Source organism: Microbacterium gorillae (genome assembly GCF_050990725.1).
Taxonomy (GTDB): Bacteria; Actinomycetota; Actinomycetes; order Actinomycetales; family Microbacteriaceae; genus Microbacterium; species Microbacterium gorillae_A.
Genome location: NZ_CP158844.1, coordinates 3,104,401 through 3,126,860, shown reverse-complemented (window position 1 = coordinate 3,126,860; position 22,460 = coordinate 3,104,401). Strand labels below are relative to the sequence as shown.

The 22,460-nt window shown below is 66.8% G+C and carries 23 protein-coding genes; 17 read left to right on the top strand and 6 right to left on the bottom strand.

Going from position 1 to position 22,460, the window contains the following annotated elements:
* Positions 1 to 23: 23 nt before the first annotated feature.
* The 4 genes from pgsA to ABTV68_RS14435 all read left to right on the top strand — a co-directional run bounded on the left by pgsA (position 24) and on the right by ABTV68_RS14435 (position 1,753).
* The gene (pgsA, locus tag ABTV68_RS14450) at positions 24 to 587 is read left to right on the top strand and encodes a CDP-diacylglycerol--glycerol-3-phosphate 3-phosphatidyltransferase (RefSeq protein WP_433674407.1); all 564 of its coding nucleotides are present in this window, start codon (positions 24 to 26) and stop codon (positions 585 to 587) included.
* Positions 584 to 1,066, top strand: coding sequence for a CinA family protein (locus ABTV68_RS14445; RefSeq protein ID WP_433674406.1), 483 nt, complete (start codon positions 584 to 586; stop codon positions 1,064 to 1,066). The genes pgsA and ABTV68_RS14445 overlap by 4 nt, the downstream gene beginning before the upstream one ends.
* 154 nt (positions 1,067 to 1,220) lie before the next feature.
* Complete coding sequence (locus ABTV68_RS14440) at positions 1,221 to 1,529, top strand: helix-turn-helix domain-containing protein (RefSeq protein ID WP_433674405.1); 309 nt, start codon at positions 1,221 to 1,223, stop codon at positions 1,527 to 1,529.
* Between the two features lie 2 nt (positions 1,530 to 1,531).
* A complete protein-coding gene (locus tag ABTV68_RS14435; protein ID WP_433674404.1) occupies positions 1,532 to 1,753 on the top strand; it encodes a DUF3046 domain-containing protein in 222 nt (73 codons plus the stop codon).
* A 54-nt stretch (positions 1,754 to 1,807) separates the two neighbouring features.
* On the opposite strand, the gene ABTV68_RS14430 is transcribed toward ABTV68_RS14435, so the two are convergent.
* Positions 1,808 to 3,145 carry an MFS transporter gene (locus ABTV68_RS14430; RefSeq protein WP_433674403.1) on the bottom strand — a complete coding sequence of 446 codons (1,338 nt, stop codon included), beginning with the start codon at positions 3,143 to 3,145 and terminating at the stop codon, positions 1,808 to 1,810.
* Between the two features lie 91 nt (positions 3,146 to 3,236).
* Here ABTV68_RS14430 and ABTV68_RS14425 point away from each other — a divergent pair, with 91 nt between their 5' ends.
* The 3 genes from ABTV68_RS14425 to ABTV68_RS14415 all read left to right on the top strand — a co-directional run bounded on the left by ABTV68_RS14425 (position 3,237) and on the right by ABTV68_RS14415 (position 6,521).
* Positions 3,237 to 3,857: an ArsR/SmtB family transcription factor gene (locus ABTV68_RS14425; RefSeq protein ID WP_433674402.1), complete on the top strand. Its 621-nt coding sequence runs from the start codon at positions 3,237 to 3,239 to the stop codon at positions 3,855 to 3,857.
* 243 nt (positions 3,858 to 4,100) lie between these two features.
* Complete coding sequence (recA, locus tag ABTV68_RS14420) at positions 4,101 to 5,153, top strand: recombinase RecA (RefSeq protein WP_433674401.1); 1,053 nt, start codon at positions 4,101 to 4,103, stop codon at positions 5,151 to 5,153.
* An 831-nt stretch (positions 5,154 to 5,984) separates the two neighbouring features.
* A complete protein-coding gene (locus tag ABTV68_RS14415; protein ID WP_433674400.1) occupies positions 5,985 to 6,521 on the top strand; it encodes a regulatory protein RecX in 537 nt (178 codons plus the stop codon).
* 61 nt (positions 6,522 to 6,582) lie between these two features.
* On the opposite strand, the gene ABTV68_RS14410 is transcribed toward ABTV68_RS14415, so the two are convergent.
* A complete protein-coding gene (locus ABTV68_RS14410; protein ID WP_433674399.1) occupies positions 6,583 to 7,116 on the bottom strand; it encodes a hypothetical protein in 534 nt (177 codons plus the stop codon).
* 199 nt (positions 7,117 to 7,315) lie between these two features.
* On the opposite strand from ABTV68_RS14410, the gene miaB reads away from it, so the two are divergent.
* Together miaB and miaA are read left to right on the top strand one after the other, a co-directional pair.
* A complete protein-coding gene (gene miaB / locus ABTV68_RS14405) occupies positions 7,316 to 8,869 on the top strand; it encodes a tRNA (N6-isopentenyl adenosine(37)-C2)-methylthiotransferase MiaB (RefSeq protein WP_433674398.1) in 1,554 nt (517 codons plus the stop codon).
* Positions 8,866 to 9,774 carry a tRNA (adenosine(37)-N6)-dimethylallyltransferase MiaA gene (gene miaA, locus ABTV68_RS14400; protein WP_433674397.1) on the top strand — a complete coding sequence of 303 codons (909 nt, stop codon included), beginning with the start codon at positions 8,866 to 8,868 and terminating at the stop codon, positions 9,772 to 9,774. The genes miaB and miaA overlap by 4 nt, the downstream gene beginning before the upstream one ends.
* 313 nt (positions 9,775 to 10,087) lie before the next feature.
* Here miaA and ABTV68_RS14395 read toward each other — a convergent pair whose 3' ends face one another.
* A complete protein-coding gene (locus ABTV68_RS14395; RefSeq protein WP_433674396.1) occupies positions 10,088 to 10,504 on the bottom strand; it encodes an organic hydroperoxide resistance protein in 417 nt (138 codons plus the stop codon).
* A 96-nt stretch (positions 10,505 to 10,600) separates the two neighbouring features.
* Between ABTV68_RS14395 and ABTV68_RS14390 the strand changes: the two genes are divergently transcribed.
* The 3 genes from ABTV68_RS14390 to dapF all read left to right on the top strand — a co-directional run bounded on the left by ABTV68_RS14390 (position 10,601) and on the right by dapF (position 12,764).
* The gene (locus ABTV68_RS14390) at positions 10,601 to 11,155 is read left to right on the top strand and encodes a CGNR zinc finger domain-containing protein (protein ID WP_433674395.1); all 555 of its coding nucleotides are present in this window, start codon (positions 10,601 to 10,603) and stop codon (positions 11,153 to 11,155) included.
* Positions 11,156 to 11,419: 264 nt separating this feature from the next.
* The gene (locus ABTV68_RS14385) at positions 11,420 to 11,845 is read left to right on the top strand and encodes a GNAT family acetyltransferase (RefSeq protein ID WP_433674394.1); all 426 of its coding nucleotides are present in this window, start codon (positions 11,420 to 11,422) and stop codon (positions 11,843 to 11,845) included.
* A gap of 37 nt (positions 11,846 to 11,882) precedes the next feature.
* Entirely contained in the window at positions 11,883 to 12,764 is an 882-nt protein-coding gene (gene dapF / locus ABTV68_RS14380; protein ID WP_433674392.1) for a diaminopimelate epimerase, read from the top strand.
* A gap of 37 nt (positions 12,765 to 12,801) precedes the next feature.
* On the opposite strand, the gene ABTV68_RS14375 is transcribed toward dapF, so the two are convergent.
* Positions 12,802 to 13,443, bottom strand: a complete 642-nt coding sequence (locus tag ABTV68_RS14375) for a class I SAM-dependent methyltransferase (protein WP_433674391.1) — start codon at positions 13,441 to 13,443, stop codon at positions 12,802 to 12,804.
* Between the two features lie 93 nt (positions 13,444 to 13,536).
* Between ABTV68_RS14375 and hflX the strand changes: the two genes are divergently transcribed.
* Positions 13,537 to 15,069: a GTPase HflX gene (gene hflX, locus ABTV68_RS14370; protein WP_433674389.1), complete on the top strand. Its 1,533-nt coding sequence runs from the start codon at positions 13,537 to 13,539 to the stop codon at positions 15,067 to 15,069.
* A gap of 39 nt (positions 15,070 to 15,108) precedes the next feature.
* Here hflX and ABTV68_RS14365 read toward each other — a convergent pair whose 3' ends face one another.
* Complete coding sequence (locus ABTV68_RS14365) at positions 15,109 to 16,101, bottom strand: N-acetylglucosamine kinase (protein WP_433674387.1); 993 nt, start codon at positions 16,099 to 16,101, stop codon at positions 15,109 to 15,111.
* 194 nt (positions 16,102 to 16,295) lie between these two features.
* Here ABTV68_RS14365 and ABTV68_RS14360 point away from each other — a divergent pair, with 194 nt between their 5' ends.
* The 4 genes from ABTV68_RS14360 to ABTV68_RS14345 are packed head-to-tail and all read left to right on the top strand — an operon-like array spanning position 16,296 to position 20,446.
* Positions 16,296 to 17,048 carry a sugar isomerase domain-containing protein gene (locus ABTV68_RS14360; RefSeq protein WP_433674386.1) on the top strand — a complete coding sequence of 251 codons (753 nt, stop codon included), beginning with the start codon at positions 16,296 to 16,298 and terminating at the stop codon, positions 17,046 to 17,048.
* 49 nt (positions 17,049 to 17,097) lie between these two features.
* Positions 17,098 to 18,522 carry an N-acetylglucosamine/diacetylchitobiose ABC transporter substrate-binding protein gene (gene ngcE / locus ABTV68_RS14355; RefSeq protein WP_433674385.1) on the top strand — a complete coding sequence of 475 codons (1,425 nt, stop codon included), beginning with the start codon at positions 17,098 to 17,100 and terminating at the stop codon, positions 18,520 to 18,522.
* Complete coding sequence (locus tag ABTV68_RS14350; RefSeq protein WP_433674383.1) at positions 18,519 to 19,541, top strand: carbohydrate ABC transporter permease; 1,023 nt, start codon at positions 18,519 to 18,521, stop codon at positions 19,539 to 19,541. The genes ngcE and ABTV68_RS14350 overlap by 4 nt, the downstream gene beginning before the upstream one ends.
* A complete protein-coding gene (locus ABTV68_RS14345; RefSeq protein ID WP_433674381.1) occupies positions 19,538 to 20,446 on the top strand; it encodes a carbohydrate ABC transporter permease in 909 nt (302 codons plus the stop codon). The genes ABTV68_RS14350 and ABTV68_RS14345 overlap by 4 nt, the downstream gene beginning before the upstream one ends.
* A gap of 57 nt (positions 20,447 to 20,503) precedes the next feature.
* Here ABTV68_RS14345 and ABTV68_RS14340 read toward each other — a convergent pair whose 3' ends face one another.
* Positions 20,504 to 22,393, bottom strand: a complete 1,890-nt coding sequence (locus ABTV68_RS14340; protein WP_433674379.1) for a prolyl oligopeptidase family serine peptidase — start codon at positions 22,391 to 22,393, stop codon at positions 20,504 to 20,506.
* Positions 22,394 to 22,460: the final 67 nt, after the last annotated feature.

Genomic DNA, 22,460 nt, shown 5'->3' with positions numbered 1-22,460 from the left:
GTCCGCCAATAGAAGGAGCCCCCGTGGCTGTTCCCCGGCAACTGCCCAACGCGATCACGATCGTGCGCATCCTGTGCGCGCCGGTCTTCCTGTGGATGCTGCTCGCCGACAACGGCGCGGACGGCTCGTTGCGCTGGTGGGCGGCGGTGCTCTTCATCGTGGCGATCGCCACCGACGGCATCGACGGCTACCTCGCGCGCAAGTACGAGATCGTCACCGACCTCGGCAAGCTTCTGGATCCCATCGCCGACAAGGCGCTCACCGGTCTCGCGTTCGTCGGACTGTCGATCCTCGGGGAGCTCCCGTGGTGGATCACGATCCTCGTGCTCGTCCGCGAGGTCGGCATCACCGTCTACCGCTTCCTTGTGATCTCCGACCACGTTCTCGCTGCCGCCTGGATGGGCAAGCTGAAGACGGTGTTCCAGGCCATCGCGCTCTCGCTCGCCCTGCTGCCGTTCTGGCACGTCGTGGGGGAGTGGATCTGGTGGGTGAACGGGGTGTTCATGACGATCGCCGTGGTGCTCACGATCGCGAGCGGCATCGACTACATCGTCAGTGAGGTCCGCGGCCGCCGGAAGAAGCCGTGACGGCGGCGGACCTGCTCGACACCCTGGTCGAGCGGGGGTGGACGATCGCCTGCGCCGAGTCATTGACCGGTGGCCTCCTGACCTCGACGCTCGTCGACGTTCCCGGGGCGTCGCGGGCCGTTCGCGGGGGCGTGGTCGCGTATGACACCGACGTGAAGCGCGCCGTGCTCGGCGTCGACGCCGATCTCCTGGTGCGGCGGGGCGCGGTGGACGCCGACGTCGCGCGCCAGATGGCGGAAGGCGTCCGCACGGCGCTCGCCACGGCCGCGGGGCCCGCGCACGTGGGCCTGGCCACGACGGGGGTCGCCGGCCCCGACCCGCAGGATGGCCAGGCGGTCGGCACCGTGTTCGTCGCCGTGGCATCGCCCGTCGAAACGCAGGTGCGTCGGCTGCAGCTCTCGGGCGATCGGTCCGCGATCCGTCGCGCCACTGTCGTCGAGGTCATAGCGCTCGCTCAGGAGACCCTCAGCGCCCGCTGACGCACCACGACAGTGCGCGGGAATACCCTCGTGTCAATGGGGGTTGAGACCAGTGGGTTCTGGGAGAAACTCCAGAACACACGGCTAGAGTGGGGCCTCGGATGCTGTACAGTTACTCACCCGGAAACACCCACCAGACAGAGGGAGGCACGACATGATCCTTGTACGCCAGGAGATCGGCGATGTTCTTCGTGACCTCCGACAGCAGAAGGGCCAGACCCTTCGGCAGGTCGCGTCACGCGCCAGCGTCGCACTCGGGTACCTCAGCGAGGTCGAGCGCGGCCAGAAGGAAGCGTCGAGTGAGATCCTGGCATCTCTCGCCGATGCCCTCGATGTTCCCATCTCGATGATCATGCGAGAGGTCGGCGACCGGATCGCCGTGCTCGAGGGAATCTCGACCGTTCCCGACATGGTGCCGGACGAGCTGATGGCCTCGGTCGAGTCCGAGCTGTCGCTGCGCTGAGCGTGCGGCGCAGCGAGTTTCACCGAGCTGTCGACGCCGAGTTCGGCGCCCGTGCCCCGTCGATCGTTCAGGACCTCGTCCTGGCAGCCGTGGGGCAGCGAACGGCGAACGAAGCCATCGAGGCGGGAGTTCCGCCCCGAGACGTCTGGTTGGCGCTTTGCGTGGAGATGGACGTTCCCGAATCACATCGTCACGGTGCCGGACGGCTCGAGCGCCGTCGATGACAAAGCGAATGACCCCGGAATCTTCTGATTCCGGGGTCATTCTGCGTCTCGGCTTCACACGCGAACGGTCTGCTCCGAATCCTCGAACGAAGCGGCATGCGTCTCCCAACCGGCATCCACCGGGATCGAGCGTGTGGGCTTCGTCGCCATCATCACGACGATCGAGGTGACGGTGAGCGCGATGCCGATGCCCATCGTCGGCGTCCGGCCCCAGAGCGCGAAGCCGAAGCCCGCGACCAATGGTGCCACCGGGGCCACAACGCCCATCATCACGGACTCGGCGGCGTTCACACGTCCGAGCATCGTGGAGGGGGTGGCGACCATCATGTAGCCGCCGAGGCATGCGTTGACGGCGGGAGAGACCAGGCAGCACAGCATCAGCGTGATCGCGATGCCGGCGATCGAGTCGACGATGATGAGGGTTGCGCTGCCGACGGTGAACCACGTCAGAGTGATGACCACGAGAAGACCGGTCGGCACGGTGCGCACCGCCCACGGCGCGGCGAAGGAGCCGAGCAGCATGCCGACGCCGGTCGATGCGGTCACGAGGCCGATCTCGAACGCCGAGGCGCCGTTCTGCTGCAGCGAGTAGATGGTGGTCGTCACGATGATGCCGATGCCCATGTTGATGAGCATGACGATCACGATGAGGTTCATGAGGTCGCGGCGTCTCCACAGCCACCGGAATGCCTCGCTGAGCTCGCTCCGCGCCGCGCGGAAACCGCGGCGTCCCGGGGATCGTGCCGGAGTCGTGGGTGCCGGGGCCGCCGCGCGCTCGGTGCGGCGGACGAGCAGGACAGACGCTGCCAGTGCGATTGCGTCGATCACGGTCATCACCGCCCCCACGAGCCAGACGCCGACGCCGAGCAGCGATCCGCTGAGTGGGCCGCTGGTGAGGCTGATCGTGGCGTCGCGGCCCTGGTTGGCTGCGGTGGCGCGCCCCACCATCGATGCAGGAACGATGTCTTTCAGCATGGGATCGGTCGCCATCGCGAACACGGTGGAGGAGAAGCCCATCACGATGCTGGTGGCCAGAAGTGTGGCGAACGTGAGGGAGCCGCTCCAGGCGAGTGCCGTGAATCCGGCGGAGAGTACCGTGCTCGCGATGCCGCCGACGATCATGATCCGGCCACGGGAATGACGGTCCGCCAGAACTCCGCCCAGCATGGTGGCGAAGATCCGAACCACCACGGTGATGGCCGAGATGATGCCGGCCTGCGCCGGGGAGCTCGTGATCATCAGGGCGATGAGCGGCATCGCGAACGACAGCATGCTCATCGACATTCCGCTGCCGGTGTCGCTCACCAGCCAGTAGGGGTAGGGCGTGCGGCGCAGCGGAATGGCCGTCGCGGCGGATTCGCGGGCGTCGGCGGCAGGGGAGGAACCGTTCATGGGATCACCGTAGATTGCGCACGTACAGTTGCGCAAGGCATAGTGCGCAATTATTTGTGCGTAATTTTCGAGAACTCGTTAGGCTGATCTCATGGCTGAGGACAGGTCGGTGGCGGCGGAGTCTGGCGCGCGCATTGCTGAGCGGGAGTACATGACATCCGCCAAGCTGAAGGCGTATGCGCATCCGCTACGTCGTCAGCTCATGCGCGTGTTGTCGCGCGAGGGATACGGACGAGCAGCCGATCTGGCGCGCATCGTCGGTAAGCCTGCGAATCAGGTGAGCTTCCATCTTCGGGCCCTCAGCGAGATCGGTTGGATCGAAGAGGCGCCGGAGCTTGCGCGTGATGGTCGCGACCGTGTGTGGCGACTGGTGCCGAGCGCGCTCGATGTCGGCTCTCCGGAGCACCCGGCGGAGGACCTGGATGCTGGTCTCGCCGTGCTCACCGTGTTCGCCGCCGAGCAGCGCGAGCTGTTGGAGCGGGTGAGTGCGTGGAGTGCGAAGTACGTCACCGGAGAGGATCCGCAGACGCGGGGTATGGCGTTGGCTGCCACCCTTCGGCTGACGCGCGACGAGTTCGATGAGCTGTCGGAGCGTATTCAGCAGACGATCCACGAGTTCGGCCAGCGCAGGCCTGCCGGCGTGCGGATCGACCCGGAGGGCGAGGTCCGCGTGTACGACTTCGCGGTACTGGCGGCCGACGACACGATCTGATCGCGGTGGGCGAATGTTCGACACGCCGACGTGTCGGACTCGAACACGTGTTCGATTCGGCGTAAGCTCCTGCACAGGTGGAATAGCTCGCTGATCCGCTCACAATCCGCATCCGTCTCCGACCAATGTCGGAGGCTCCGCGTAGCGTGACTGACGGCGAACGGGCCACACGCCTTGTCGGAGATCCGTTCCTCGGACACGACAGCCTCTGGGCAGCCGCACAACACGCAGAAGGAGCAGGACATGCCATCGGAAAAGGACCGCGAGAAGGCGCTGGATGCAGCGCTCGCACAGATCGACCGTCAGTTCGGCAAGGGTGCCATCATGCGCCTGGGCAGCGATGAGCGAGCCCCGGTCGAGATCATTCCCACGGGCTCTATTGCACTCGATGTCGCTCTCGGCATCGGTGGTCTGCCGCGCGGCCGCATCATCGAGATCTACGGACCGGAGTCGTCGGGTAAGACCACGCTGACCCTCCACGCCATCGCAAACGCCCAGCGCAATGGCGGAATCGCCGCGTTCATCGATGCCGAGCACGCGCTCGACCCGGAGTACGCGCAGAAGCTGGGCGTCGACATCGATCAGCTCCTCGTGTCGCAGCCCGACACGGGTGAGCAGGCGCTGGAGATCGCCGACATGCTGGTGCGTTCCGGTGCCATCGACCTCGTCGTCATCGACTCGGTCGCCGCCCTCGTTCCCAAGGCGGAGATCGAGGGTGACATGGGTGACTCCCACGTGGGTCTGCAGGCGCGACTCATGTCGCAGGCACTGCGCAAGCTCACGGGTGGCCTGAACCAGACCAAGACCACGGCCATCTTCATCAACCAGCTGCGCGAGAAGATCGGTGTGTTCTTCGGTTCGCCGGAGACCACCGCTGGTGGTAAGGCACTCAAGTTCTACGCGTCCGTCCGTCTTGACATCCGTCGAATCGAAACGCTCAAGGACGGCTCGGAAGCGGTCGGTAACCGCACCCGCGTCAAGGTCGTCAAGAACAAGATGGCACCGCCCTTCAAGCAGGCGGAGTTTGACATCCTTTACGGTGTTGGCATCTCTCGCGAGGGGTCGCTCATCGACTACGGCGTGGAGCAGGGCATCGTGAAGAAGTCGGGCGCGTGGTACACGTACGACGGCGAACAGCTCGGTCAGGGCAAGGAGAACGCCCGAAACTTCCTCATCAAGAACGCGGACGTCGCGGCCGAGATCGAGCGGAGGATTCTGGAGAAGCTCGGCATCGGCCAGCCGAAGGAGCAGGCCGCACCGCAGGCCGCTCTGGCGCCCGAGCTGAAGTCGGCGTAACGCCGCTCGCACCGTCCCGGACCCATCTCGGACGAGAGCACTCGAACATGATTGTCGACACCCATGATCGATGACACGGAGAACGGGGGCGAGGAACGTCTCGCCCCCGTCACCCCGTTGTTCGGACGACGGGGAGAAGCGGGATCATCGCCTCGCCGTGGTGCGGGGAACAACGATGACGAGGGCCGTGGGTCCGCGCGTGGGCGAGACGCCGGGCGCGGGGTCGCGTCGGATGAGTCGTCTCAGGCGTGCGGGCGTAGCAACTCGCAGACCGCTACCGCTGCGAGACGCGTGCGATTCACGACCGTTGACGATTCCGGGGCGGAAGAGGCGGTCCGCTCTCGTTCGGGTGGAACGTCGGGACCCGCGCCGGACTCGCGCCGTGCGGGAACCGTGGATCGCTATGACGCCGACGGGTGGTGGATCGACCCCGCCGCGGCTTCTTCAGAACCTGACTCGGCGGACAGCTTGAGTGCGCCTCGGGAATCGCCGACAGGTGCACCGCTGACCCGCAACCGCACCTCGCGACCCGGTGACGGCGCAGAAACGGGCCACGCGACGCCGACTCTGATGCGGGCATCGGATCTTCTGAAGCCGGATGGTCAGCGGCCGCGCCGGCCGGTGACCCTGCCAGCTCAGCGTGGATGGGACGACACTCCCGCCGCGGATTCTGCCGCGGATGAGGCTCCCTCCGTCCACCGAGGCACGGGCGGTCGTCCGGAGCGAAGTCGCGCCAGTGCGGGTGACGCTGCGCGGGCCGAATCGAGGGACGGCTCCCGTGCGAATCCCTCACGTTCGGCCCGTGCGCCGCGCGTGCCGCGACTTCGTCTCGTGGCAGCCGCCGAGCCGGATGCCGCGGAAGAAGCGACGCCGGAGGACGCTCAGTCGCAGCGGGAGCGCGGCGAGGCAGCGCTGCTCAAGAAGCTGCGTGGCCGAGGGCTGTCCGTGCGGGAAGCGCGCACGTTCGTGATCGGTCTTGACATCGCCCCGGAGATCGCCGATGACCTCATCGACGAATTCCTCTCGCGCCGGTACCTGGACGATGCTGTTCTCGCCGAGCAGCTCATCTACACCGCGACCTCTCGCAAAGGGCAGGGGCGCCGCGTGATCGCACAGTCCCTCTCCGCCCGCGGTATTCCACGCGAGGTCATCGACGCGGCGCTCGAGGAGGTGCCCGACGATGACGACGAGCGGGCCCTGGAGTTCGCGCGATCCAAAGCCCGATCCCTGGCCAAGCTCGAGCCCGAGGTTGCGCTACGGCGTCTGCTGGGACAACTCGCTCGGCGAGGGTTCGGTGGAAGCAGCGCGATGCGAGCCGCGAAGACGGCGCTCGGCGAGGTCGGCGGCTCGTCCGTGCGCTTCCGCTGAGCGGTGGCGTCGCCGGCTTCTGCACTCAGGCAGGGTCGCGTCCGAGCTCTCCGACATCGCGCTAGGCGTGTTCATCGAGCCACGTCACCGCATCGGCAAGAGGCCGGGGAACGGCGGACGCAGGGAGCGCTGCCGCCCATGCTCCGGCGAGAAGCTCCTTCCGACCGGCTCCGGCTCCGGCGAACCGTCGAAGCTGCGCGGCCAGCGGTTCGTCCCGCCACTGCGGCTGCCGCGACATCCGATCAAAGCTGTCGCCGATGCCCAAGACGCGCACGACCGTCAGAGCGCGGTCTGCACTGAGCGCGCGGATCAGCTCTTCCTCCAGATCACGGTCACAGACGAAGAGACGAACCGGAGGGTCATCCAGGCCCTCATCGGCGGCGAGGGTGCGCGTCACGAACCCCGTTTCTCCGGCATCGCACAGCACCGCGGTCGGCGCACCGTCGCGGTGGGCGCGCAGCTCACGCCGCACGTTCGTGATCCCTTCGAGCGAGACGAGCTCCACTCGCGACAGAGCCAGATCCCAGGCGGACGCCAGCGCGATCACCGCGGCGACATCGCTGCGGCCCTCGACGAACAGCCGGGCACGGGGCACCTGTCCATTCAGCCCTCTCGGCAACGGTTACGCAAGCGCGAAGGCGAGTCGAAACCGCAGGCGTCAGCGCGAGATGCGGCATACGGCGTCGGGCGCTTCGGTGGTGTGAACGTCGTCTCCGACTGCGCGGAGCGGGAACCGACCGGAGCGAGCCGGCAACGGCGCCGGAGCGTCCGGCGGATCGTAGAATGGCGGAATCATGTCTTCGCCTTCCAACGCTCCGACGATCATCCCGGCATCGCTCTCTGCGCTGCGCCCGGATGGGACCGCTCGCACCTACGAGGTGCGCACTCTCGGCTGTCAGATGAACGTGCACGACTCCGAGCGCCTGTCCGGCTCGCTCGAGAGCGCCGGTTACGTGAAGGCGGAGTTCGGCGAGGAAGCCGATGTCGTGGTGATCAACACCTGCGCGGTGCGCGAGAACGCGTCGTCCAAGCTCTACGGCACCCTGGGTCACCTCGCCTCGGTGAAGCGTCGCCGCGATGGCATGCAGATCGCGGTCGGCGGATGCCTCGCCCAGATGGACAAGCAGGCCGTGGTCGAGAAGGCGCCCTACGTCGACGTGGTGTTCGGCACGCACAACATGGGCTCGCTGCCGGGCCTCCTGGAGCGCGCCGCACACAACCACGAGGCCGAGGTCGAGATCCTCGAGTCGCTCGAAGTGTTCCCCTCGACCCTGCCCACCAAGCGCGACAGCTCCTACGCCGGCTGGGTGTCGATCTCCGTCGGATGCAACAACACCTGCACGTTCTGCATCGTGCCGAGCCTGCGCGGCAAGGAGAAGGACCGTCGCCCCGGTGACATCCTCAGCGAGATCAAGCTGATCGTGGACGACGGCGCGATCGAGGTCACCCTGCTCGGCCAGAACGTCAACTCCTACGGCGTGGAGTTCGGTGACCGCCAGGCGTTCGGGAAGCTGTTGCGTGCGGCGGGTGAGATCGAGGGTCTCGAACGCATCCGCTTCACCAGCCCCCACCCCGCCGCCTTCACCGACGACGTCATCGACGCGATGGCGGAGACCCCCTCCGTCATGCCACAGCTTCACATGCCGCTGCAGTCCGGCTCCGACCGCATTCTCAAGGCGATGCGTCGCTCGTACCGCTCCGAGAAGTTCCTCGGCATCCTGGACCGCGTTCGCGCCAAGATCCCCAACGCGGCGATCACCACCGACATTATCGTCGGCTTCCCGGGCGAGACCGAGGAGGACTTCCTGGAGACGATGCGTGTCGTGGAGCAATCCCGGTTCGCCAGCGCCTTCACCTTCCAGTACTCGATCCGCGAGGGCACACCTGCCGCCACGATGGACGAACAGGTTCCGAAGGCCGTCGTTCAGGATCGCTACAACCGCCTCATCGCCCTGCAGGAGCGCATCAGCCTGGAAGAGAACGAGAAGCTCGTCGGGCAGGACGTTCACGTACTCGTGTCGACCGGAGAGGGTAAGAAGGACGCTGCCACGCGTCGGCTGTCCGGCCGCGCTGAAGACAACCGACTGGTCCACTTCACGCTCCCGGAGGGCTCTGAGATCCCGCGGCCCGGCGACGTCGTCACCGTGACCGTCACGCGCGCCGCACCGCACTACCTGATCGCAGATGCTCCCGACGGTGAGCCGGTGCGCCTCCGCCGTACGCGTGCGGGCGATGCGTGGGATCGGGCCCAGGCGGAGTCGTGCGGTGTTCCGGCTCCGGCGTCCCTCTCAGCCGACGGCAAGCGTGTGATCGGGCTCGGGCTTCCCGGATTGCGTCCGCAGGCGTGACGGCCGCTTCCGGCCTGTTCGCCGTCGTCGGCGCGACCGGGACGGGCAAGAGCGAGTTCGCGCTCGATCTCGTCGAGACGCTGCGCGAACGCGGACGCGACGCCGAGGTCGTCGGCGCCGATGCCATGCAGCTCTACCGCGGGATGGACATCGCCACGGCGAAACTCCCCGTTGATGAGCGCCGCGGCATCCCGCACCACCTGATCGATGTGCTGGAACCCGGCGAGGATGCGGCGGTCGCGTGGTACCAGCAGGCCGCGCGCGATGCGATCTCTGAGATCTGGAATCGCGGTCGCGACGCGATCCTCGTCGGCGGATCCGGGCTGTACGTGTCCAGCGTGCTGTGGGACTTCCGCTTCCCCCCGCGCGACGAATCGCTGCGTGCGCGACTCGAGAGTGAACTCGAAGAACTCGGTCCCGGCGTGCTGTTCGACAGGTTGCGCAAGCTCGACCCCGCAACGGCGGGGCGGATCGATGCACGTAATGGCCGCCGGGTGATCCGCGCGCTGGAGATCCTCGAACTCGGCGAACGGACGCATGGCGCCGCGCTCCCAGAGGCGCCGGTGGCGTGGACGTCGCATCGCATTCTCGCTCTGTCGGTTCCGCGCGAGGATCTCGTTCTTCGTCTGGACGCTCGAGTGGAGCGCATGTGGCAGGAAGGGCTGATGGACGAGGTCGCGCGCCTGCGCGACGCTGGGCTCGAACCCGGGACGACGGCGGCGCGCGCCATCGGATATGCCCAGGCGTTCGCGCAGCTCGACGGAACGATGACTGAGGCGGAAGCGATCGCCGAGACGCAGGCGCTCACGCGCCGCTACGCCCGTCGACAGGTCTCCTGGTTCCGGCGCTATGCGGACGCCGAGTGGATCGATCCGCTCGTCACTCGGCCCTCCGGCATCCTCTGACCTTGCCCGTGGCCGGGGAGCGGCAGCGGCGTCGGATCGAGTAGAAATGGGCGCCGCCGCCCGTCCTCGCGAAGCGATCCCGGAGGGTTCTGTCCGCGCCCGGCGCGATGCGATCCCCATCGGGGAATACCAGGAAAGACGGCCAGCACGTCGCGTAGCGGACGGATCGCCCGTGCGGAACCGTTGCCCCACTCGGCGATGCGCCCGAGGCTCCGTCGTGCCAGCGTCGCGACCGCAGTCGGCCGCGACGCGGCGGGCGTATCGCTCACGACCGGGGCGCTGCGATACGGCAGTGCCCCGGCCCCGGCCGGCATCAGGCGACGGTGGCGTCGATCGTGACGGGGATGTTCCCGCGCGTGGCCTTGGAGTACGGGCAGACCTGGTGTGCGGCCGCCACCAGTGCGTCGGCGGCCTCCTGATCGATGCCCGACACCTCGGCGTGGAGTGCCGCGCTCAGCGACGGGCCGGCCTCGGGATCCAGGTTCAGCGTGACCTCCGCGACCACGGCGGAGTCTGTGAGGGTCAGCCCCTGACGGCGGGCGACCATCTTCATCGCGGAGTGGAAGCAGGCCGACCAGCCGGCGGCGAACAGCTGCTCCGGGTTGGTTCCGGGGCGACCCGTGCCCGGGATGCTGAGGTCGAGTGCGAGGACGGCATCGCTGGATTCGACGTGGCCGTCACGTCCGTCTCCGGTCGAGGTGGCGACGGCGACGTAGGGCTGCGTGGACATGATTTCGATTTCCTCTCAGACTCCGGCTCGAAACAAGTAACCGGTTCAACTGGTGACGAGCTTGCCGCATGGAACGTCACCTGTCAAGATGGTGACGTGATCCATGAGTTTCCTTGCGGCACGCGCGTGCTCGACTTCGTTGCGACGCTGCGCGCCCGCCGCTCGGAGCAGTCATACGAGTTCCTGACGGACACGGTGGCGCTCGATGCGTGGTGGCTCGAGGCGGGCGTGCGAACGTCGGGGCGCGCAAGCGACGAGGCCGACCTCGCCGCGGCCGTCGAACTGCGCGAAGCGCTCTATACCGTCATCTGGCATCGGCTGAATGGGGAAGTGCTTCCGGGCGAAGCCCTCGCACTCGTGAACGAGCGCGCTCAGTCGTCCCCAGTGTCCCCGACGCTCACCGCGAGCGGCGTCGTGCGTGACGGGGATCCCGCCGCCTGCCTCGTCGATCTCGCGCGCGAGGCGATCGAGATCCTCGGCGGGGAAGAGGGCGCGCTGCTGCGCGAGTGCTCGCGGCCCGAGTGCACCACCATCTATCTGGACCGCTCACGTGGACATCGCCGTGAGTGGTGCTCGATGCAGTCCTGCGGCAATCGCGCGAAGGCTGCCGCCTACCGCGCCCGGGTCCGCGCCCGCGTCGCCACCCCCTGACCCGCGCCCGCCTCACTCGCGCGTCCCCTGCTCACCGCACGTGCCCGCCAGGCTCAGGCCCTTCGGTCGCCACCACACCCGCGAGAATTCCGTCTGTGGGCGAGAATCACCGCAACGCGCCGATTGTCACCCACAGACGCAAGTCTCGCGGGATATGGGTGCGGGATATGTGTGCGGGGTATGGGTGGGGGAGATGAGCTGGGGGCGGAGCAGGTGGGGGTGCCCGGGGCGGGAGGAGCGGTGCCGGTACGAGAGGATGAAGGGGTGACTCATCAGATCCGCGCGTTTCAGATGTCCGATACGGAGCAGGTGGTTGCTCTCTGGGAAGCGTGTGGCCTCACGCGACCATGGAACGACCCCCGCGCGGACATCGCGCGCAAGCTGACTGTTCAGCCGGAGATGTTCCTCGTGGCCGTCGACGGCGATCGCGTCGTCGGGACGACCATGGCCGGCTACGACGGTCATCGGGGGTCGATGTACTACGTCGGTACCGATCCGAACCGGCGTGGCGAGGGCATCGCCGCATCGCTCATCGCCCGTGCAGAGGAACTGCTCCTCGCGCTCGGCTGCCCCAAGGTCAACCTCATGGTCCGCGAAGGAAACGAGGCTGTCTTGGACTTCTACGCCGCCCGCGGGTACGAGCCGTTCCGCGTGAACAATGCGGGGAAGCGGCTCATCGAGGACTCCTGATGCGGCCGCGCCCCGCACCGCTCCGTAGGATGGAGACATGCCCACCATCGCGTTCACCAAAGGTCACGGCACCGGCAACGACTTCGTGATCGTTGCGGACCCCGACGGTGAGCTCGATCTCCGTGACGAACAGGTCGCCGCGATGTGTGATCGGAATTTCGGCATCGGGGCGGACGGACTGCTGCGCGTGGTTCGTTCGAGCGCCATAGCCGAAGGAGCCGCGACGCTCGCCGAAGAGCCCGACGCCGAGTGGTTCATGGACTACCGGAACGCCGACGGCTCGAAGGCGCAGATGTGCGGCAATGGCACGCGTGTCTTCGCCAAGTACCTGCTGGAGTCGGGACTCGCCCAGCTCCCCGCCGGGTCCACGCTGCCGATCGGCACGCGGGCGGGGGTCCGCGACCTCACGGCCAGCGCAAACGGGTTCCAGGTCGATCTCGGTCGCTGGAAGCTCTCCGGTGATGACCCGCTGGTGCGCGCTCGCGGACTGGACGTGGCGCGTCCGGCGCTGGGAATCGATGTCGGAAACCCCCACGTCGTTGTCGCACTGAGTTCGGTCGCCGAGCTGGAGGCTCTGGACCTCTCGGTCATCCCGATTCTGGATCCGGTGCTGCCGGAGGGTGCCAACGTCGAATTCGTGGTGCCGTCCGACCCGCTCGTGCAGGACGGCATCGGACAGATCCGAATGCGCGTCTTCGAGCGCGGCGTGGGGGAGACCCTGAGCTGCGGTACCGGAACGGCAGCGGCAGCGCTGGCGGTTCGGCACTGGGCCGGTGCCCTCGCTCCCCACCACTGGCGGGTCGAGGTGCCCGGAGGCACGCTCGCCGTGCGCATGTTCCCCACCCAGGACGGCGAGCATGTGGCGCTGTCCGGTCCCGCTCAGCTCGTGTACACGGGTCAGATCTCCCTCGCGGACTGAGAGAACCCCGCAGCCGAGCCTCAACCCACGTCGCGGACTACGGAAGAACGATGGTGTCCGTCGGCGTCGATCCGTGACGTCGCACGCGCAGCACGCGGAAGCCCTTGCTCGTGGCCGCGCGATGAACGCTGTACCCGGTCGGGAACTCCGCTGCAAGCCAGCGCTGGAGGGAATCGGATCCGAGATTGCGCGCCACCACGAACCAGCCGTCGCTGCGCTCATCAAGGCGCGGAATCCATCGCTGCAGCAGCCCGTGCAGTTCGTTCTTGCCCACGCGGATCGGAGGGTTCGACCAGATCGTGCGGAATGTCACGTCGTCCGGCACCTCATCCGGTGTCACGGCGATGACGTTCTCCAGACCGAGTTCTGCGGCGTTGCGACGAGTCAGGTCGAGGGAGCGCTGATTCACATCGACAGCCCAGATGCGGGCGTGCGGAGACAGCATCGCTAAGGTCAGCGCGATCGGCCCCCAACCGCAGCCGAGGTCGAGGAAATCACCGCCGGGCGGCGGGGGAGGAGTGTGCGACAACAGCACCGCGGTGCCGGTGTCGAGGTGATCGGGACTGAAAGTGCCGCCCGCGGTGTTGAGTTCAACAGAGCGGCCCGCCAGCGTCACGGTGATACGACGCGGCCTCTCGGCGCTGGAAGGCTCCGAGCTGAAATAGTGGTCGCTCGCCATGAGGAGCCACATTACCGCAGCGACCGTCGCCGCGGAGGTTAGGCTTTACTGATCTGCGCCCGCCGACGACGGCGGACGCTCCCGAAAGGACACATGAACAACACCCCCATCGACGACGACCGCTTCGACGACAACGCTGAGTTCGAGGGCAGCGATCCGGTTGAGCGCGTGCTCGCGAACGCCGATGCCCGATCTGGTGTCCGCGTGTTCGGCTCCGCACAGGCGCTGCAGGACGAGTCGACCGCGGGCCATGGCAGCTCCGACGGCGAGCAGTGGGATCTCGAAGAGCGCCACGCGCTGCGGCGCGTGGCGGGCCTGTCCACCGAATTGGAGGACGTCACCGAGGTCGAGTACCGCCAGCTGCGGCTGGAGAACGTCGTGCTCGTCGGCGTCTACCCACAGGGGTCGGCCGAGGAAGCCGAGAACTCGTTGCGCGAGTTGTCGGCGCTGGCCGAGACCGCTGGTGCCATCGTGCTCGACGGACTTCTGCAGCGTCGGCCGCATCCGGACCCGGCCACCTACATCGGTCGCGGAAAAGCGCAAGAGCTGCGCGACATCGTCGCGGCTCTCGGTGCTGACACCGTGATTGCCGATTCCGAACTCGCACCCTCACAGCGCCGCGCGTTGGAGGACGTGGTGAAGGTCAAGGTCATCGACCGCACGACCGTCATCCTGGACATCTTCAGCCAGCATGCCAAGAGCCGCGAGGGCAAAGCACAGGTCGAGCTCGCCCAGCTGGAGTACCTCCTGCCGCGTCTGCGCGGTTGGGGTGACTCGATGTCGCGCCAGGCCGGTGGACAGGTGGGAGCCGGCGGCGTCGGCATGGGATCGCGTGGTCCCGGTGAGACCAAGATCGAACTCGATCGCCGACGCATCCGCACGAAGATGGCACTGCTGCGCAAGCAGATCGCCGACTTCAAGCCGGCTCGTGAGGCCAAGCGTGCCGAACGTCGTCGCAACACCATTCCGTCGGTCGCAATCGCCGGCTACACCAACGCCGGCAAGTCGAGCCTGCTGAACAAGCTCACGGGTGCCGGCGTGCTGGTGGAGAACGCGCTGTTCGCGACACTCGATGCCACCACGCGTCGCAGCGAGACGGCGGACGGCCGCGTCTTCACGCTGACGGACACCGTCGGCTTCGTACGCAACCTGCCGCACCAGCTGGTCGAGGCGTTCCGATCAACGCTGGAGGAGGTCGGCGACGCCGACGTGATCCTCCACGTCGTGGATGCTGCCCACCCGGATCCTGCCGCACAGCTGCAGACCGTGCGTGACGTGATGGCCGACGTCGGCGCGCGTGATGCGCACGAGATCGTCGTGTTCAACAAGGCGGATCTGGTCGATGACGACACGCGGCTGGTGCTGCGTGGCCTGCAGCCGCAGGCGTTCTTCGTCTCCTCGCGCACCGGCGAGGGAATCGCCGAGCTGCGGGCTGCCGTCGAGGCCGCGTTGCCGCTACCGGCGGTGGAGATCACCGCCGTGGTTCCGTACGATCGCGGCGACCTCGTCTCCGCGATTCACGAGACCGGATTCCTGCTCTCTTCCGCACACGAGGAGGCGGGTACGCGCGTTCACGCGCATGTCGGCGAGCGCCTGGCGGCGGAGCTGCGACCCTACGCCGTGTGATGAGCCGGCTGGCACCCCGTGCGGGTGCCGGCCGGTCTCTCATCGGAATCGCTGAAGCGTCTCGGTGAGTCGTTCACGAACCGATTCGTCCGGCGTCTCTCCGTGGGCGCGCAACGCGAGCATCGCCGCCCCCACCGCGCCATCGCCGACCCCGCGCAGCTCCAGGCCCTCGGCCACCGGTCCGAGCGCAGCCAGAAACGTCTCCCGAACGATGCCCGGGCGAGCCAGTACGGTGCCGCCGACGACCAGGGGCCCCGGCTCCCGCAGGATCGCGCGCAGCGACTGCGCGAGGTGCTCACCGGCCTCACGGAGGATCCGAATCGCGACGCCATCGCTCACCTGAGCAGCCTCGAAGGCTGCCGGAGTGAGCGCGGCGAGCTCGATCGGCGCGTGAGCATACGCGGCCGTCACCAGCCGCCACAGCGCCTCCGGGCGTCCTTCCCGCGTAGCGGGTGGGTTCGCCAGCTCGTAGTGTTCCAGGACTCGTGCGGTCAACTCAGTCCGCGGCCCCGTGCTGTCGAGGTCTTCGACCACCGCGCGAACGATCTGCTGACCAATCCAGAATCCGCTGCCGCGATCACCCAGCAGCCAGCCGAGGCCGTCCGCGGTGCCGACGACCTCGCCATGCTCCACCCGGATCATGCACGCGCCCGTACCGGAGACCATCGCGTACCCGGCAGGGGCCGCGGCGCCACTGAAGTAGATCGCCAGCAGGTCTGCTTCGAAGGACAGCTCTCCACGGAAGCCACGTTCGCGGAGCGGGCCGAGCAGCCAGTCGGCATTCCCGGAGGCCTGCATCCCCGCCATCGCCGCCACGATCACCGGCACGTCCGTCAGCGACGCGCCGCTCGTGGAGAGTGCCGCATCCACGGCGGCGAGCACGCCGAGCGCGGCGCGTTCGGCCCCCGCCGAGACGGGATTCCCGCGCCCACCGGCGCCGAACCCGATGCTGGTGCCGCGGCTGTCGCTGAGGAGCGCGCGCGTCGAGGTTCCACCGGCGTCGATGCCGAGGACAAGGGGTTCGTGACTCATTCGTGACTCATTCGTGACGACGTGCTGTTTGACGTTTGCGCCGCATGCGCATAGTTTGCCTGTGAGAGTACCGGGGAGCAGGTAACGATCGTGCAGAGACCAATGAAGGTTCGAAATGATAGCGCAAACGTACACGGGATCGCGATGACCGATCGCACGGTATTGTCAGTGCACAACCCCGAGGAGATGACACGATGACGGTCACTGCCAGCGACCTCCTGCGGGAGACCACCACCCGTCTGGAGCGCCTCGCCGCCGATGCCGATGCGGGTGCTCACGACACTGCCGTGGCGTACCTGGTGGAGGCGCTCGACGCCGGCGGAGTGCTGCAGGCCTTCGGTACCGGGCACTCGCAGGCCTTCGCGATGGAGGTCGCGGGACGTGCCGGCGGACTCATTCCCACGAACCGCATCTCCCTCACCGACCTCGTGCTCTTCGGCGATCGGGAGACCTCAGAGCTGACCGCGACGCTGGAGCGCGAACCCTGGCTCGTCGATGAGCTGATGGCAACCGTTCCCGTCGGCGAGCACGACGTGTTCCTCATCGCGTCCAACTCCGGTGTCAACGGATCGATCGTCGGAACAGCGCTGTGGGCGAAGGAACGCGGGCACCGCGTCATCGCCGTCACCAGCCTGGAGCACACCGCTCGCGTGGAGCCGAAGCACCCGAGCGGCAAGCGACTCAGTGAGATCGCCGACGTCGTCATCGACAACCTTGCTCCGTATGGCGACACCACCCTGGACATCAACGACGATGTCCGCGTCGGCGCCGTCTCCTCGATGACGGCAGCCTTCATCGCTCAGTCCCTCACTCTCGGCGTGGCGCGCGCGATCGCCGCTCGCGGCGAGGTCCCCCCTGTTTACATCTCCGCCAACATTCCGGGCGGCGATGAGCACAACTCCGCGTTGGAAGCCCTCTACCAGGGGCGCATCCGACGGGGGAGCTGACCGGAATTTCCCCCTCTGGTCAAATCACATCACCATGGAAGGTAGGAAGATGGAACTCAAAGAAGCGTCCATCAGTCGTCGCACTGTGCTGCGTGGTGCGGCGGCCGCAGCGGTCTTGGTGCCGTTCGGCATGACCCTCGCCTCGTGCGCTGCTCCCGGTGGCGGCACCGGCGGCGGGGCCTCCGCCCCTGCGGGCGAAGTCAGCGCGGATAATCCGTTTGGCGTTGCTGCGGATTCGACGGTTGACGCGGTCATCTTCGATGGTGGCTATGGCGTCGACTACGTCGAGAACGCGGCGAAGATCATGGAGGGCAACAAGGGCCTCTCCGGTGTCAAGGTCAAGGTCTCGGCCTCCACGAAGATCGCTCAGGAGCTGCAGCCGCGGTTCGTGGGTGGTAACCCGCCGGATCTGATCGACAACTCGGGTGCGAACTCGATCGGCTGGAACACGATCCTGGACCAGTTGGAGGATCTCAGCGAGGTGCTGGAGGCGAACAACCTGGAGGGCGAGAAGATCGCCGACACGTTGTTCGACGGTGTGAAGGCTCCGGGCACGTTTGGTGACAAGTTCGCGGCGTTGAACTATGTGTTCACGACGTATGGGTTGTGGTATTCGGGGTCGTTGTTCGAGGAGAACGGGTGGGAGCCGCCGAAGACGTGGCAGGACCTGAAGACTCTGGGTGCTGCGGCGAAGGAGAAGGGCAAGTATCTCTTCCTGTGGGGCAAGGAGGCCGCGACCTACTATCAGACGTTCGTCATCGACTCCGCGGTCATCCAGTCCGGTGATGACGTGCGTCTTCCCCTCGAGAACCTGGCTGCGGATTGCTGGTCCCACCCCACGCTGCAGGCGATCCTCACCGAGCTATACGAGCTGATCAAGCTGGGCTACGTCAAGCCTGGTGGTGGTGGAACGCAGTTCACGCAGGCGCAGTCGCAGTGGAGCCTGGACCAGGAGGCGTTGCTGTATCCGTCGGGGTCGTGGATCGAGAACGAGATGAAGAAGACCACGGCCGAGAACTTCCAGATGAAGGGTGTGCGTGAGCTGCCCTGGGATGACAAGGCCACCACTCCGGCCGGGTACATGCGCGCCGAGGCCGGTGAGCCGTTCGTGGTTCCCAGCAACAGCAAGAACCCGGCCGGTGGGAAGGAGCTGCTGCGCACGATGTTGTCGAAGGAGGCGGCGTCGGCGTTCTCGAAGGAGAAGCTCGCTCCCACGGTCGTGAAGGGCACCGTCCCGGACGACGGGTTCGGATCCACCGCACTGGTGTCGCAGGTCGAGATGATCGACGCGGCCGGTTCGGGCATGTTCACCATCAAGTCCACCAACCTGTACGGCATGAACTCCGATCAGCTCCCGATCTGGAACTCGTTCCTGGACGGCAAGATGACCGTCGAAGAGATCACCAAGCAGCTGCAGGCGCTCGTCGACAAAGTCCGCAACGACAGCTCCGTCGAGAAGATCGAGATCAAGTGAGCAATTCCACCGTCAGCGGTGGACCGGCCCTGGCGACGGCCGCGGTCACAGCAGCCCAGGCGGGGCGGCGCAAGCCGCCCCGCCTCGGGCGGCGGAAACTGACGTTCGACTTCGTCTCGTTCCTGGTGGTGTTCCTCGGGGTGCCGCTGGCGATCTTCTTGATCTTCGTCATCTCGCCGTTCGTGCAGGCTCTGTACTACGGCATGACGAACTGGACCGGCTTCTCGCCGAACATGCAGTTCACGGGGATCCAGAACTTCGTCACCCTGTTCAACGACCCGATCTTCCTGCGCGCGATGCTGAACAACATCGTGCTCGCGCTGATCGTGCCGCTGATCACCATCGTCATCGCGCTCATCTTCGCCAGCATGATCACGGTGGGCGGACCCAGCCATGGTCAGGTCCGCGGACTCAAGGGCTCCAGCTTCTACCGCGTGATCTCGTTCTTCCCGTACGTGATCCCGGCGATCGTCATCGCGATCCTGTGGAACATGATCTACGCGCCGACGGGTCTGTTCAACGGACTTCTCGGTCTCATCGGGATCGACACCAACCAGTTCTCCTGGCTCGGCGACGAGCGCACCGCGATGGGCGCCACGATCTTCGTGATCGTCTGGAGCATGGTCGGGTTCTACATGATCCTCTTCATCGCAGCGATCAAGGGAATCCCTGCCGAGACGCTGGAGGCCGCCCGTATCGACGGTGCCGGTCGCTGGCGGACGGTGCGATCGATCCTGCTGCCGCAGATGCGCGACAACGTTCAGACGGCGTACATCTACCTCGGCATCATGGCGCTCGACGCGTTCGTCTACATGGCGGGCCTGAACTCCACGGGCGGCCCGGGCAACAGCACGCTGGTGATGAGCCAATACCTGTTCCGCACGGCGTTCGAGAAGGGCCAGTTCGGTCTTGCCACCGCGATGGGCATCGTGCTCGCCGTGATCACGCTGTTGTTCGCGGCGCTGATCATCGGCCTGTTCCGCCTGTTCGCCGGTCGGGATGAAGGAGGTCGCTCATGAGCGCCGACACCCGTGCCTCCGTGACGATCAACCGCAAGTCCCGCGCTCCGCTTCCGACGCGGACGGTGAAGTCCACGACCGGCGACAAGGTGGTCGGCGGTGCATCCCACATCGTCATGGCGCTGTGGTCGCTGGTGGTCATCCTGCCGATGGTGTGGACGCTCATCGGCTCGTTCAAGACGACGAAGGAGATCTTCGCGTCACCGTTCGGTCTGCCGGCCAACTGGAACTTCGACAACTACGTCAGCGCCTGGGTGGACAACGCGTTCGGCCAGATGTTCATCAACACGGTGATCGTCGTGGGCGTCTCGCTCGTGCTCGTGATGGTGTTGGGCGCCATGTGCGCCTACGTGCTGGCGCGGTTCGAGCTTCCGGGCAGCCGGATCATCTACTATCTGATGCTCGCCGGCCTCACCTTCCCGGTGTTCCTCGCGATCGTGCCGCTGTTCTTCATCCTCCAGGGGATGGGACTGCTGAACACCCTCCCGGGTCTGATCGTGACGTACGTCGCGTTCGCGCTCCCGTTCACGGTGTTCTTCCTGTTCTCGTTCTTCAAGTCACTGCCGTACGAGATCCAGGAAGCGGCCTACGTCGACGGCGCCAGCGAGTGGCGCACGTTCTTCCAGGTCATGCTCCCCATGGCCAAGCCCGGGATGTCCGCGGTTGCGATCATGAACTTCCTGGGCCTGTGGAATCAGTTCCTGCTGCCGATCTCGTTGAACACCAACAAGGACAACTACGTGCTCTCTCAGGGCATGGCGTCCTACGCGTCTTCGGCGGGATATGCGCTGGACTTCGGTCAGATGTTTGCCGCCGTGATGATCACGATCATCCCGGTGCTCATCGTCTACATCCTGTTCCAGCGTCAGCTGCAGGGATCCGTGTCTCAGGGCACGTCGAAGTAATCTCACGCGAAATGGGCGGTGCCTCGGTCGAGGCACCGCCCATTTCGTCGTCGGTGGTCAGTCGAAGCTGAGCGGGGCGACTCCCTCTGGCACGAATCCCCAGGCAGCGGCAAGGAATGCCAGCTCTCGCTGCGTGGCGTCGATGATGGTGTCGCGGCTGCGGAAGCCGTGGGACTCACCGGGGTAGAGGACATAGGCGTGCGGCACACCCCGCGCTGCGAGAGCATCGCGGATCATCTCCGACTGTGACGGTGGCACGACGGGGTCGTCAGCACCCTGCAGGATCAGCACGGGAGCGGCGATGCGATCGACATGCGTCAACGGCGAACGCTCGACATAGATGTCCTCGTCCGCGGGGAACCGACCGATCAAGCCATCGAGATAGCGCGCCTCGAAATCGTGAGTGTCGGTCGCGAGGGTGCGGAGGTCCGCGACGCCGTAGCGGCTGATTCCGGCGGAGAAGGTGTTGCCGCGTTCGAGAGCGCCATACACGGTGAGCCCACCCGCGGAGCCGCCCTTGACGGCGAGGCGCTCCGGATCGGCCGCGCCCGTGTCAGCGAAGGACGCGGCTGCGTTCAGCACATCATCGATGTCGACGATGCCCCACGCGCCCGCGAGGCGTTCGCGGTAGGCGCGCCCGTAGCCGGTCGATCCGCCATAGTTCACATCGAGCACGCCGATTCCACGGCTTGTGAAGTAGGCGACCACCGAGGAGACGCCGCCCGACACATGCGATGTGGGGCCACCATGAGCCAGGACGACATAGGGCGGACGCTCTCCGGCCGGCGCGGTCACGCTGGGGTGGGTAGGGGGATAGTCGAAGGCGTGGACGTCGCCCCGCTCGCCCGCGAAACTCACCTGGCGTGACACCGGCAGCCACGACGCATCCCAGGGGAGCACGCCGCCCGCGATGAGACGAGGTTCCGTCGCGCCATCCGCGTCGATCACCCAGAACCCGGTGGGAATCGTGGCGCTGCTCCCGGAGAGCAGCACCCGGGTGCCGTGTACGGCCTCGACATGCACGTCGCTGGTAATCGGAACGGTCAGCGGTTGCACGTTCTCGCCGCTGATCAGCATGACCTCGTCGGTGCCGTTCGTGCGCACCGCCAGGATGCGTCCGTCATCCAGTGGAGCGAACCATCGGGACCCCAGCACCCAGAGCGGTCCGCCGGTGTCAGCGTCCGCGGGTGCGACAGCGCGTGGGGCCGACTCATCCGGGGACGTGCTGTAGAGGTTCCAGCGACCCGTCGGGTCGTCGGTGAAGAGGACCGAACCATCCGGCGCCCACGCCACCTGCGTAGCGCAGGTGCGGGACAGCGTGCGGACATCGTGCACGCCGTCCGCACCCAGGATCCCGACGCGCGCCTCGGCCGTGTCCCACGGCATGGACGGATGACTCCATGCAATCCACGCAAGACGGGTCCCATCGGGGCTGATGACGGGCCCGGCGAGGAAGTCGCTGCCCGCTGCGAGTGACACGACAGCTGAGCCGTCGAGCGGAACATCCACGATGTCGCGCTCCGGAACGGGCGCCGCCGTGTGCACCTCGCGCACGGCCAGCAGACGCCCGCGCTGCAGACGCAGACCACCGAAGCGCGCGGCAGGATCGGCCGGTGTGAGCGGACGGGGGTCGGCGGTGCCTGCGGCAAGCACATAGATCCGCTGGTCACTCTTCTCGACGAAGAACAAGTCGCCCGCGTCGTTCGCCGCCCACGCCGCACCGCCGTACTCGTGTACGCGAGAACCGGCGCTCCACGGCGACGGCAGCAGGGGAGTGTCGTCACCTTCGCGGAAGATCGCCATTCGTCCTCCTTCGGCGGGGATGGACTGCGCCCACCACACTTCATCGCCCACGAACGCGGCTCCGTCATACCGCGGCGCGGCCGCAGCGACGTCGGCGGCCGTGATGATCGACGGCCAGGTTCCATACGGGAGGGTCTCGCTCATGACTCGACCCTACTCGTCGGTACCGACATCGACGCGGGCCTGCGGAAGGGGCGCGAGACGTCGCACA

Coding starts and splice junctions, on each gene's coding strand:
- ABTV68_RS14440 (WP_433674405.1), top strand. CDS start 1,221: ATGATCCTTGTACGCCAGGAGATCGGCGATGTTCTTCGTGACCTCCGA.
- ABTV68_RS14430 (WP_433674403.1), bottom strand. CDS start 3,145: ATGAACGGTTCCTCCCCTGCCGCCGACGCCCGCGAATCCGCCGCGACG.
- ABTV68_RS14425 (WP_433674402.1), top strand. CDS start 3,237: ATGGCTGAGGACAGGTCGGTGGCGGCGGAGTCTGGCGCGCGCATTGCT.
- recA (WP_433674401.1), top strand. CDS start 4,101: ATGCCATCGGAAAAGGACCGCGAGAAGGCGCTGGATGCAGCGCTCGCA.
- miaB (WP_433674398.1), top strand. CDS start 7,316: ATGTCTTCGCCTTCCAACGCTCCGACGATCATCCCGGCATCGCTCTCT.
- ABTV68_RS14395 (WP_433674396.1), bottom strand. CDS start 10,504: ATGTCCACGCAGCCCTACGTCGCCGTCGCCACCTCGACCGGAGACGGA.
- dapF (WP_433674392.1), top strand. CDS start 11,883: ATGCCCACCATCGCGTTCACCAAAGGTCACGGCACCGGCAACGACTTC.
- ABTV68_RS14375 (WP_433674391.1), bottom strand. CDS start 13,443: ATGGCGAGCGACCACTATTTCAGCTCGGAGCCTTCCAGCGCCGAGAGG.
- hflX (WP_433674389.1), top strand. CDS start 13,537: ATGAACAACACCCCCATCGACGACGACCGCTTCGACGACAACGCTGAG.
- ABTV68_RS14365 (WP_433674387.1), bottom strand. CDS start 16,101: ATGAGTCACGAACCCCTTGTCCTCGGCATCGACGCCGGTGGAACCTCG.
- ABTV68_RS14360 (WP_433674386.1), top strand. CDS start 16,296: ATGACGGTCACTGCCAGCGACCTCCTGCGGGAGACCACCACCCGTCTG.
- ngcE (WP_433674385.1), top strand. CDS start 17,098: ATGGAACTCAAAGAAGCGTCCATCAGTCGTCGCACTGTGCTGCGTGGT.
- ABTV68_RS14345 (WP_433674381.1), top strand. CDS start 19,538: ATGAGCGCCGACACCCGTGCCTCCGTGACGATCAACCGCAAGTCCCGC.
- ABTV68_RS14340 (WP_433674379.1), bottom strand. CDS start 22,393: ATGAGCGAGACCCTCCCGTATGGAACCTGGCCGTCGATCATCACGGCC.